The organism is Psychrosphaera sp., from assembly GCF_982872775.1.
Genome location: NZ_CEYNSH010000026.1, coordinates 38,760 through 50,513 on the forward strand (window position 1 = coordinate 38,760; position 11,754 = coordinate 50,513).

Genomic DNA, 11,754 nt, shown 5'->3' on the forward strand with positions numbered 1-11,754 from the left:
AGACTTGGCGTACCGCCACCAAAAAAGATGGTCGAGATAGTGCGGCCTTGGACAAATGCTAAGTCGGCTTCTAAATCATCGAGTAAATGGGCAACGTATTCAGTTTCTGGAATGCCGCCTTTTAGGGCGTGAGAATTAAAGTCACAATAAGGACACTTTTGGACACACCAAGGAATGTGAACATACAAGGAAAGTGGTGGCAGAGTTAACTTACTCTGCGGGATATCAGGTGTTTGTGACACTTAAATTCCTAACTCTTTAAATTTGGCTAGCAACTGGCGCAAAGCTTGGCCACGGTGACTGCGTGCGTGTTTCTCATCTGGTGTCAATTGTGCGGCAGTTTTACCTAAGTCTGGTTGATAAAATACTGGATCATAACCAAAACCATTCTCACCAAATCGCTCGGTAGTAATAACTCCGTCCCAATACCCTTCACATATAATTGGACAAGGGTCGTCTGAATGGCGCATAAAAACTAACACAGTCACAAATCGTGCCTGGCGTTCTGACTCTGGAACCTCTTTTAATTTGTTCAGTAATTTATCGATATTGGTGCCGTCAGTTGCATCTGGGCCGGCAAACCGCGCGGAATAAATACCAGGTTTGCCTTTTAATGCTGCTACTTCTAGACCCGAGTCGTCAGCAATACAAGGAAGACCGGTAACGGCCGCTGCATGGCGAGCTTTAATAATGGCATTTTCGACAAACGTGGTGCCGGTCTCAGGAACTTCGTCAACATTGTATTGGCTTTGCGGAATAACGTTAAAGCCCAGTGGCGATAACATTTCTTGTAGTTCATTAACTTTACCTTTGTTGCCAGAGGCCAATAACAGCTCTTTCATAACCAGTCCTATGTTCCTGTGGTTTTATTGTCATTACGTCAGTGCAAATGTAGCGGTGCTGAAGTAGGGCGCATAATACAAAAAAAAACGCCAAGTTTATACAAACTTGGCGCCTTTATCGATCAGGTTAACTGAGGATATTATGCAAAGTTTTTGTTTGCGAAATCCCAGTTTACTAGTGCCCAGAAACCTTTTAGGTAATCAGGACGAACGTTGCGGTAATCGATGTAGTAAGCGTGTTCCCATAGGTCAACTGTGATAAGCGGAGTAACGCCTTCTTCAGTGATTGGAGTGCCTGCATTTGAAGTGTTAACGATGTCTAAAGAACCGTCAGCTAGCTTAACTAACCAAGTCCAGCTTGAACCGAAGTTGTTAACCGCTTTGTCATTAAATGCTTCTTGGAACTTCTCAAAAGAACCCCATTTTGCATTGATTGCGTCAGCAACGGCACCTGTTGGAGCGCCACCACCATTCGGGCTTAGTGAGTTCCAGTAGAACGTGTGGTTCCAGATTTGAGCTGCATTGTTAAATACGCCACCTTCAGACGTTTTAACGATGTCTTCTAGTGATTTGCCTTCAAACTCAGTACCACCAATTAGACCGTTTAATTTTACTACGTAAGTGTTGTGGTGCTTACCGTGGTGAAAATCTAACGTCTCTGCTGAGATATGAGGTTCTAATGCATCTTTAGCATAAGGTAGTGCTGGTAATTCGAATGCCATAATGGTTGTCTCCGTTGGCTTTGTTTATGATTACTGATAAAATCTCTCCACTTGACTGATTTAAGCAAGTGGCCGTTTTATACTTATTTTAACAATGTGGGCTTGAAAATATCCCATTCGTTCATAGTAAATAAGACTTAAAGATTGATTTTCAAGTCTGTTTTTATAAAACGCACTATTTTATTTTTAAGATCAGGCATAAGTCTAGTCGTCGTGTAAAAAATTACCATTAAGTTGAGGTTACAATGGAAACCATTGAAAAAATTAAGAAACAAATCGCTGAAAACCCAATCATCTTATACATGAAAGGCAGCCCTAAATTGCCATCATGTGGTTTTTCATCGCAAGCCTCTCAAGCATTAATGCAATGTGGCGAACCGTTCGCTTATGTCGATATTCTTCAAAACCCAGACATTCGTGCCGAATTACCTATTTATGCAGAGTGGCCAACGTTCCCACAATTATGGGTTGAAGGTGAGTTAATTGGTGGTTGTGACATCATTTTAGAGATGTTCCAAAAAGGTGAGTTACAACCTCTGATCGCAGAAACAGCAGCTAAATTCAAAACCGAAGAAGACAGCGCTGAATAAGCCTAACGTTTATTTTTATTAAGCCGAGCAATGCTCGGCTTTTTTGTGTGCGCTATTTAACCAAACAGTAATTGATACATCTTCGGTGGCACTTAATTTGCAATGCCTTTGCATGAGTTTTGTTAGTTTTGTGGAAAGTACAATGATAATTAAAGTTGTACTGTCTAACCTTAACTGAAATCGGGTTGTTTTTGTTCAAAGTCTCTGTTGGCAGAGCTAAGGTGTGGAACACATTGTCATGAACCAGTTTCGAGCTTTTTTAGTTATTATTCAATCGGTCCTAATTGTTACTATGTTGACTGCCTGTGGTGGCAGTGAACCTGAAGGGCCATCTGGTGCGGATGTTGCCAGTGTGAACTTAGGTGCCGATTTTACTGTTGCAGAGGGGCAACTAATTGCCATCACCGCTAGTGTATATCCGGATGAAGGTGCAACAACGTGGACTCAGATTGAAGGGCCATTAATCGAAGACTTTCCAACGGATGCTGCGCTTGATTTTAGTATTTTGGCTCCTCAAGTCCAAGTGGATACGGATTTTGTGTTTGAGGTTGTTTATGTCGCGCCGAATGGTCAGCGCGTTTCTGATCAAATCACGGTCACGGTCAATAACATCGACAGAAACCCAGTCGCGGTCATTAATAACCTTTCAACAGCCGTAGCGCCGTATCGTACATTTGAACTGATCACCTTATCTGGTGAAGAGAGTTACGATACGGATGGCGAAGTGCGAGCATATAGCTGGAAGCAAATTGATAACAATGAACCTTTGCAGTTTTTCTCAGATACCAATCAAAGCACAGTCACTATTCAAGCACCGTTTGTTCAATCTCTTACTCAATATCAAATTGAATTAACCGTAACCGACAACTTCGAACTTGTCGGGACCAACGTCATCAATATTCAAATAGCCGCTGCAGAGGGCACAGTTAACCCAGATGCCGGACAAGACCAAACCGTCAACGAATTTACTCGTGTGCTATTAGATGCGTCCAATAGCTTTTCGGTTGATAACGTTATTTCTTGTTCTTGGACTCAGTTAACTGGACAAACGGTCGAGCTAACAAATAGCGACCAGTGTATTGCTGAATTTTTTGCTCCTAATGTGGATATAACTGAAGCCTTGAGCTTTCAATTAGAAGCCGTTGACAGTAATGGCAACAGTTCGACTGATACGGTTAATGTTACGGTAAACCCTCTGAATTTAGGCTCGTTGCATGATACTGGTGTTATCGATTGTTACGACGATGTAGATATTATTAGCTGCGATAGTGTTGATTTCCCGAACCAAGATGCAGACTCCGGTCGTGACTCGGTAGCGGACGCAATTGATAAATACGGCACAGGCGATAAGACCTTCGATTTTACTAAGTTTGATGTGAATGGTGATGAACTGAGTAATGATGCGCTTGTGTTTAGCTGTGTAAGAGACAATTTTACAGGCCTGGTTTGGGAAGTAAAAACTCCAAGCGCAAGCCCGCAATTTAGTGAACTTAGAAGCGTCGAAAACCAATACGTAATCAACGATGCACTAAACCCAATCGGTACGTGTCCATCTGCATATATTTGTTCGGTAGAACAATATGTTGATGTAGTTAATGAACAAGCATTTTGTGGCGGCGCGAACTGGCGTTTACCGACTTATTTAGAGTTAATGGGTATCATGGACTACGGAGATGTCGATAAAAATAACCTGTTACCTAACGAGTTTTTCCCAAATGTGCCTGACCGCAGTGAGCTAAACCATTTATTTTATTGGGTGTCCAACGACAATGTTGAGGGCGGTGGTGACTTATTTAACTGGGTTATTGATATAGGCAACGGCGATGACTCGGCCATTAATACGACATCCAGAGCTTACGTGCGATTAGTGAGGGAGCCATAACAATGAAAATTACAGTTATTACCTTGTTAACGTTAAGTGTTGTTTCCGTATTCAATCCGGCTTATGCCATAGATCAACGATGTGAAACGGCGGTGGTTACGACACCATCAGAAAACTTCATCACAGAAGGGATCAGTTCTGATTATGTAATTGACTCAACAACTGGCCTAGCTTGGGCACGATGTGTGGTAGGCCAGACTTGGGATGCAACTAATGAGACTTGTACAGGTGAAGCGTTGCGCTTAACTTGGCAACAAGCGTTGCAAACTGCGACGGCGTATTCTGCAGGTAATTTTGATGATTGGCGTGTGCCTAATATTAAAGAGCTGGCGTCAATTGTTGAGCGTTCTTGTGTGGCACCTGCAGCGAACGCCGAAATATTTGCTAATACACCATCAGAACGTCATTGGTCATCAACACCAAACACGTCGGCAAGTCGCAAGGATGAAGCTTGGTCCGTCGCATTTTATAATGGTCGTATTGATACCAATGACAAAAATGCCGATTACTACGTACGTATGGTTCGATACGCTGAATAACCTTGATTTTAATGTAGCAAAGACACACACTTGGAAATGATATGTAACTAAAATAACGAGTGTGAAACGGTTAATGAACAAATTTTCAAACCTTAAGATATGGCTTATTGCCCTAAAAGTTGCGCTGCTAGTGACTTTGTTACCTGCTAGTCAGGTGGCAACTGCAATGGAATGTCATATTCGTCTTGAGTTTGGTTTGTTGATCTCGCCTGACCATATTCGTGTAATGAAAAAAGGCCGAACTCAGGTCCAAATCAATAACGATACCCAGTTGTTTATTCGTGGCGAAATGATGCAACTCACTGACCAAGAACGCTTTTTGTTAAAAGAGTTCAGTCGTGGATTAAGAAAAGAGCTGCCTGAAATTGTCACCATTGCCATGGACAGCATGGACTTGGGCTTTGACGCACTACAAAAAGTCATCACTGGCTTGGCAGGCACCGACGCCGCCAAAGAAACACAAGCGCAATTCCAACATTTACGTAATAGCTTGCTGCGCCGCTTTTCACGCTCTGGTGATAACTTTTATATCGCACCACAAGGCATGGACGAATTGGATGAATTTTTCTCAGATGAACTTTCATCAAAAATATCAGGGGTAGTGACAGACTCATTAAACGTTATGTTAGGTGCAATGGGACAAGCGTATCGTCGCAGTGAAGGAGCAGTAGAAGGTCAGCAAGCTGACTTGGACGACAGCGTTAACGAACTGACTAATAACGTTGAGCAAGCGCTTCAATACAACGCAAACCGCTTAGCCAAAAAAGCCGAGGCGTTTTGTGAGCGATTCCAAACGTTAGATAAGATTGAAGCGCGATTACAAAATCAAATTCCGCAATTGCGCCGTTACGACATCTTGTCTAACCCAACCAATAACCCTACTCACAACCCAAATTAAGGCTGATTTTTAGCTTTTTCGTCAAAAACAAGAATGCGTCAAATTAGTTGCTTCGCACGACGTTTGGCGTGTTTTGTCGTTTATTTACCCATTAACAACCCTGAACCTTGAAACATTGTAGTGATGACTGTATAAACTCGAGGGTTAAAAATTAAATGCGCTAAAGCAATAATTATAAAAATAAGGGTACACAACATGAACAAACCTGCACAAGCAGGGGAGATGTTAGGCCATCCTAAGGGCCTCTTCCTGCTATTCGGTACAGAGATGTGGGAACGTATGAGTTACTACGGAATGCGTGGTATTTTCGTTCTTTATCTTTCTAGCCTTGCAACCGCAACGGCAATGGGCTGGGATATGGCTCACTTCGGTATTGATCCTCTTGCAGCTGATGCAGACGAAAAATACCAATTAGAACTTCAATCAAACGCACTGAACATCCTTGGTTTATACGCAATGTTGGTTTACGTTACGCCTGTATTAGGTGGTTGGATGGCTGACAATGTTTGGGGTCAACGCAAGTCCATCATCTTCGGCGGTGTAGTCATGATGTTAGGTCAGTTTGCGTTAGGTACGCCACACGAAATGGTTGCTGGATTTGAAATTCAAATGATGTGGTTAGGCCTGGCGTTATTGATCATCGGTAACGGTTTCTTTAAACCAAACATCTCAACTATGGTTGGTGACTTATACGAAGAAGGTGACAAACGTCGAGACGCTGCATTTACAATCTTCTACATGGGTATTAATACAGGTTCGATTTTAGGTTACTTTGTTGTTGGTACAGTTGGTGAAAAGTACGATTACCAATACGGCTTCTTAGTCGCTGGTATCGGTATGCTACTTGGCGTATTGATGCAATTGGCGCTTGCTAATAAATATTTAGGTAATGTTGGTGTTGAGCCTTCTGCAAAGCAGTCTAAGGGCCAAGATTTAGCGGCGAAAAACAAGCCTCTAACACAAGAAGAGCGTGACCGTGTGAAGGTTATCCTTATCATGTCTTTCTTCACTATCGTATTCTGGGCCGGTTTTGAACAAGCCGCAGGTTCGATGAACTTATTCGCAAAATACAAAACTGACCTAGTGTTCTTTGGCTGGGAAATGCCAGCGTCTTGGTTACAAGCCGTTAACCCAATCTTCATCATTATCATGGCACCAATGTTTGCCGCGATTTGGTTAAAAATGGGTGAAGCAGAACCTAACTCTCCTAAGAAATTTGCATTAGGTATGTTCTTCTTGGGCCTTGGTTTTATTTCAATGGTAGGCGCCGCACTACAAATTGGCGATGATGCAAACGTAAAAGCTCACGTTATTTGGTTAGTTATGGCTTACGTGTTCCACACTATGGGTGAGCTGTGTTTATCTCCGATTGGCCTTTCAATGGTATCTCGTTTAGCACCACTTAAATTTACTTCATTACTTATGGGTATGTGGTTCCTATTCTCAGGTTTAGGTAACTACGCTGCGGCAGAGATCGGTAAACTAGTTGGTGATGCCGGTCCGCTTTCTACCTTCGGTGGCGTTGCGATTATGGCGTTCTTAGCTGGTATCGCATTGTACTTCTTAAGTGACAAGCTCGTTGATTGGATGCACGGTGCAGAAGATTATGTAGCTGACGATTTAGAATCAAAAATCGAAGAAGAAATGTCAGTGGTTGGTACACACGAAGGTACACCAGAAGATCATACTAAAATCTAATAGCAGGCTTACTTAGACATCGGTTGGTGTCGAAAAGTAAAGCTTAATTGGGAAGCCCAGCGTTTGCTGGGCTTTTTTTTGTTTCTGGGTTTCAACAAAATTACTCTTAAAATTAACCACTTTTAAAAACCTTTGTTTTCTTCCCTTGCACTGTACCGATTTTGGTCTACTTTTTTTTTACTTTTAACTATTAAAGGGACTTAATGATGAAACCCTACATACACATTCCATTTTTCATCTTTGTTTCTTTGGCAGTAGCATCATGTGGTGGTTCAGACAGCTCAGAGAACTCAAACAACAACAGTGACAACAATGACGATACCGTTTCTGAAACCGTCAATGCGACAGTTATTGATGATTATATCCGTGGTGCAACGGTTTTCATTGATATAAACGGCAATGGTTCATTAGATACGGATGAGCCTTCAGGCGTTACTCAGGCAGGTGGCGTAGCCGAACTTGATATAACAGGGCTTGGCTTAAACGCTGATGAAATACAATATTCAGTACTAGTCGGGGCTGACGCCGTTGACGAGGCGACGATAACCGATGAAAACCCTGATGGTACTCCTGTCGGAGCGTCGAATACATTTGAAATGATGTCATTACCCGGCTCAGAAAATGTGACGCCTATTACTACATTAGTCGCAATTCATGCCAAAACCTCAGGTGATTTAGAAGCCAGTAAAACCCTAGTTTCTAGTGAATTAGGTATTGAATCAGACGCACTTTCTAGTGATTTTATTGCCGATAACAATGCGAGTATGGGAGCACTAGCGCGAGTTGTAGTATCGACTAAAGTATTGCCGACTTCCATTTCTCAAGAGGTTTCTGCCTCAAAGGCATCTTCAATTGTAGCTATTTCGAAGAGTGTTATAACACAGGCCAAACAAGCTGTAGAAAATGACACTATGGAGCAAACATTGCCAGCTTTGGTGAATGCGACTGCTGTTTTGGTCGAAACCGCTAACGATTTATTAGATCAAGTCGGAGAAGGCGCTGACGAATTATCTCAAGAAGAGATGTCTAAGTTAATCGGTTCTGTAGCTCAAAAGACAATTGAGTTGTTTGAGGATATCGACAACAACGATTCTGATAAAGTTGCTGAAGCGATGGCGTTAGCCAAAGCCAGTAATATGGCAATGGCAAATCAGATTTCTAATGGCCTGCAAAATGATGATGACGTTGACGATATCGTGATTGGCGCAGAAGTGACCGCCGAGGTTGTTGTTAATGCGTTATCCACGCAGGGCGCATTGCAAAACGATGAGCTTGACCAAGGTGATATCGAAGATTTAGTTGAGATTATTATATCTGACCTCGCTGTTGATATTGCATCTATAGGTGATGATGACGATTTAGATGACTTAATTGAAACACTAACAGAACAAGTTAATCAAACGGTTGATGTGATCATCGATAATATTGAGTCGGGTGTGGAAGTCACGGATTTAGATGGTGATGGCATCGCCAATGCCGAAGACCCGGATATCGATGGCGATGGAGTACCAAATGAAACCGATGCGTTTGTTTATGATGCTACTGAACAAGTCGATGCTGACATGGATGGCCGCGGGGACAATAGTGATGTGTTGATAAGCAACGAATTTGAGCTAAGTGGCCGAAATCAGACAGAGCTCTTAGGCCTTTCATTTGGTGCAGTTAAAAAGGGCGACGACATAATTGTTCCTGACGGTAGCGGTTTGTATATTTTTAACGAGGCGGACTTAAGCACAAATAAAGCACCATACAAAATACGTGGGCAAGACCAAATAAAACCTTATAACCTCTGGGATATCAGTCATGGTGAGGTGGACTCAAATAATGATTTGTGGTTTGCAGGCTGGTCATTTGACCAATCAGTGTTGATGAGAGTTGATGGGAATTCAGGGGACTACGATAACATAACGTTTAATTTGATTTATGTCGTAGAAATGCTTGAGGGAGGTGGTTCTCAAGGGCACACGGATTTTGTTGTCGAGAACTTCACTATATCCAGTGATAATAAGTACTTGTTCGCTTATCTGACCGACTACTCGACTCATTATTTTGCAAGTTACCAGATATCAAGTGATGGAACACTAACACTTGTAAATATGTTGGATGTAACAGGTAGCGGATACCCTCACTACGAATCAAACTTTACTCTGTCCGAAAATGAAAAATGGCTTTATGGATCATTTAACGGTGAATATTCCAGTGGTAATGACCATATCGTGATAGCACAAGTTTCCGAAAGCGACGGTTCTTTGACTTTGGTCGATTTCCAAGACATGGAAAAAAGTGATTTTAGGGTGATACAAGCTGTTGGTAATAACAGATTACTCGTTACCTCTGAGACTCAAGCTTCGCTGATGTCGATTGATGAGCAATGGGGAACACTATCAACTTTATCTTCAGTTACCTATGAAAATAAAAAGCCATTTAATATTCAGTTAAACGGAAGTAAAAACGTAGCAATGGTTTCTACCTTTGATGGAAGGTACGCTAACTCGCTGTATCAAATCTCTATTGATGATGGCGGTGATTTGAGCTTCAGCGAAATTGCTGAGTTTGAGTCAGCGATTGCTGCTGGCGTGTATTCAACCGATGAATCTCGTTATCATTTTCCACTCTTATACAACAGTGGTATAAGCTCATTGGATTTATCGACGGAAGAGGTCAACACAACACTCCTTGGTATTACTAACTTTGATGATGACCAACTACTTCACGCGAATAATGGCTATTTATTCATATATGAAACCCAAGGCGCCAACCCTACTATAGTTGATAGCGAAAGCTCTGATTTACCATTTACAGATATAGCCAATGAATTTGGCGGTGAGTTTCTTAAAAAAAATAGTGCTTTTTACATGGGCGTCACAGATTCTAATACAGCCATTGGTAACATTAAAAGCTGGGGAGAAAACAATGAAATGGTTGTAAACAATCTGATGTGGAAATGGAACGATGATTTTAGTCAAATTGAAATTACTCCTATTGAGACAACCTCCACAGATTCTACATTTGATTTTGGTTTGATAGGAATGTCAAAAAACATTGCAGGCGTCGCTTCGTGGGCAGTGGATAGTAGTGAAATAATGGGACAGATAGATATTTATCATCTCGATGGTGATTCAGGAGATGTCATTGAAATGACAAGTGTGTTTGCAGATAGATCTGCTTATACGAGTTTTTATTATTATGAGAACCTTACTTTACCAAATGGCATTGCAAAGGGGACATTCCACTTCAACTTAGAGTCAGACCCTAACTCTGTGCAGTTAACAACAGAACAGTTTGCTAACACCGCATTATATCAGGATGGCTCAGTTTTTATCAGTCAATACGACATGTCATCAAGCTATGAGGTGTTTGTCGTGTCAGATACTTACAATCGGACGTTAATTAATAGCTATACGACTAATGAAGTAATAGACATTGAAAAGTGGTCTGATAGTGAGTTCGTAACACTTGAGCGCATTGTTGCGGATAGTAGTGAGGGTGAAGGCACCACAACAGACGAAACCTCAACTGTTTATATTAGGTTTAAAAAAGTTGATGAGAATGGCGTGGTTGAAGAGTTATCAAGTGCGCTACTTCAAGTATCAATCGATCCTTATACTGCGAAAATAAAAGTAGATAAGGAGAAGGGATTAATCTGGCTTGCTACGTTTAATGACAATAAAGATCTTCTGCTGTTTAAACAAAGAGACTAAAACAAGTGCAAAAAGTATTTGTTTTACTCCCTAGAGACAAAGCGTAAAAGAGTTATTGATGAGAGAGCCCAGCGTTTGCTGGGCTTTTTGTTTACCCATCCGAAGTCGATTATTAAAAAGGTCGTGTAATTAACGCTTCTACGCTATTAATTTCTGTTATCAGTGGTTACTATTAACGATAATTACATCAAATAGACTAAAAATAAGAATACGGAAATCTGATGAAGTATTTAGTAACCGGTGCGGCTGGTTTTATTGGCTCTTATGTTAGCAAACGCCTTTGTGAGCAAGGTCACGATGTCGTTGGTATTGACAATCTAAATGATTACTACGAGGTGTCGCTTAAACACGACAGATTGGCGACTTTAGCGCCATTTGACTCATTTCGTTTTGAACAAATCGACTTGGCAGACCGAAAGGCAATGGCCGAGTTATTTGCCGTCGAGCAGTTTGATATTGTTATTCACTTGGCAGCGCAAGCAGGGGTACGCTACTCATTGGAAAACCCATTTGCTTACGCCGACTCCAACCTGACTGGTCATTTAACAGTATTAGAGGGCTGTCGTCACAACAAAGTTAAGCACCTAGTTTATGCTTCTTCCAGCTCGGTATATGGGCTTAATTCTCAAATGCCATTTAGTTGTGATCACAGTGTGGATCATCCTGTCTCTCTCTATGCCGCGACCAAAAAGTCCAATGAGTTGATGAGTCACAGCTACTCTCATCTATACAATTTACCTACGACGGGCCTTCGTTTCTTTACTGTTTACGGGCCTTGGGGTAGACCAGATATGGCGCTGTTTAAATTCACTAAAAAGATTGTTAACGGCGACTCTATAGACATTTATAACAATGGTGAATTAAGCAGAGACTTTACCTACA

At 41.6% G+C, this 11,754-nt stretch carries 10 protein-coding genes; 7 read left to right on the forward strand and 3 right to left on the reverse strand.

Annotated elements, in window-relative coordinates; genetic code table 11:
- The 3 genes from AC4E96_RS09220 to AC4E96_RS09230 all read right to left on the reverse strand — a co-directional run.
- The coding region (locus tag AC4E96_RS09220) for a radical SAM protein (protein ID WP_490255610.1) at positions 1–242 on the reverse strand (242 nt) is incomplete at its 3' end.
- On the reverse strand, positions 243–842 hold the full coding sequence (locus AC4E96_RS09225) for an XTP/dITP diphosphatase (RefSeq protein WP_488034126.1): 600 nt from the start codon (positions 840–842) through the stop codon (positions 243–245).
- 140 nt (positions 843–982) lie between these two features.
- Entirely contained in the window at positions 983–1,564 is a 582-nt protein-coding gene (locus AC4E96_RS09230; RefSeq protein WP_488034127.1) for a Fe-Mn family superoxide dismutase, read from the reverse strand.
- 245 nt (positions 1,565–1,809) lie between these two features.
- Here AC4E96_RS09230 and AC4E96_RS09235 point away from each other — a divergent pair, with 245 nt between their 5' ends.
- The 7 genes from AC4E96_RS09235 to AC4E96_RS09265 all read left to right on the forward strand — a co-directional run.
- Positions 1,810–2,154, forward strand: coding sequence for a Grx4 family monothiol glutaredoxin (locus tag AC4E96_RS09235; protein WP_488034128.1), 345 nt, complete (start codon positions 1,810–1,812; stop codon positions 2,152–2,154).
- A 238-nt stretch (positions 2,155–2,392) separates the two neighbouring features.
- Positions 2,393–4,036, forward strand: a complete 1,644-nt coding sequence (locus AC4E96_RS09240; protein WP_488034129.1) for an Lcl C-terminal domain-containing protein — start codon at positions 2,393–2,395, stop codon at positions 4,034–4,036.
- 2 nt (positions 4,037–4,038) lie between these two features.
- Entirely contained in the window at positions 4,039–4,575 is a 537-nt protein-coding gene (locus AC4E96_RS09245) for an Lcl C-terminal domain-containing protein (protein ID WP_490255611.1), read from the forward strand.
- A gap of 73 nt (positions 4,576–4,648) precedes the next feature.
- Entirely contained in the window at positions 4,649–5,473 is an 825-nt protein-coding gene (locus AC4E96_RS09250; RefSeq protein WP_490255612.1) for a DUF2884 family protein, read from the forward strand.
- A 195-nt stretch (positions 5,474–5,668) separates the two neighbouring features.
- The gene (locus tag AC4E96_RS09255) at positions 5,669–7,171 is read left to right on the forward strand and encodes a peptide MFS transporter (protein ID WP_490255613.1); all 1,503 of its coding nucleotides are present in this window, start codon (positions 5,669–5,671) and stop codon (positions 7,169–7,171) included.
- Positions 7,172–7,374: 203 nt separating this feature from the next.
- A complete protein-coding gene (locus tag AC4E96_RS09260) occupies positions 7,375–10,872 on the forward strand; it encodes a beta-propeller fold lactonase family protein (RefSeq protein WP_490255614.1) in 3,498 nt (1,165 codons plus the stop codon).
- Positions 10,873–11,093: 221 nt separating this feature from the next.
- The coding region (locus AC4E96_RS09265; protein WP_490255615.1) for an NAD-dependent epimerase/dehydratase family protein at positions 11,094–11,754 on the forward strand (661 nt) is incomplete at its 3' end.

Excerpts from the sequence above, each read along its gene's own strand:
- AC4E96_RS09235 (WP_488034128.1), top strand. The coding sequence starts at position 1,810 with ATGGAAACCATTGAAAAAATTAAGAAACAAATCGCTGAAAACCCAATC.
- AC4E96_RS09245 (WP_490255611.1), top strand. The coding sequence starts at position 4,039 with ATGAAAATTACAGTTATTACCTTGTTAACGTTAAGTGTTGTTTCCGTA.
- AC4E96_RS09255 (WP_490255613.1), top strand. The coding sequence starts at position 5,669 with ATGAACAAACCTGCACAAGCAGGGGAGATGTTAGGCCATCCTAAGGGC.
- AC4E96_RS09240 (WP_488034129.1), top strand. The coding sequence starts at position 2,393 with ATGAACCAGTTTCGAGCTTTTTTAGTTATTATTCAATCGGTCCTAATT.
- AC4E96_RS09225 (WP_488034126.1), bottom strand. The coding sequence starts at position 842 with ATGAAAGAGCTGTTATTGGCCTCTGGCAACAAAGGTAAAGTTAATGAA.
- AC4E96_RS09230 (WP_488034127.1), bottom strand. The coding sequence starts at position 1,564 with ATGGCATTCGAATTACCAGCACTACCTTATGCTAAAGATGCATTAGAA.
- AC4E96_RS09250 (WP_490255612.1), top strand. The coding sequence starts at position 4,649 with ATGAACAAATTTTCAAACCTTAAGATATGGCTTATTGCCCTAAAAGTT.
- AC4E96_RS09260 (WP_490255614.1), top strand. The coding sequence starts at position 7,375 with ATGATGAAACCCTACATACACATTCCATTTTTCATCTTTGTTTCTTTG.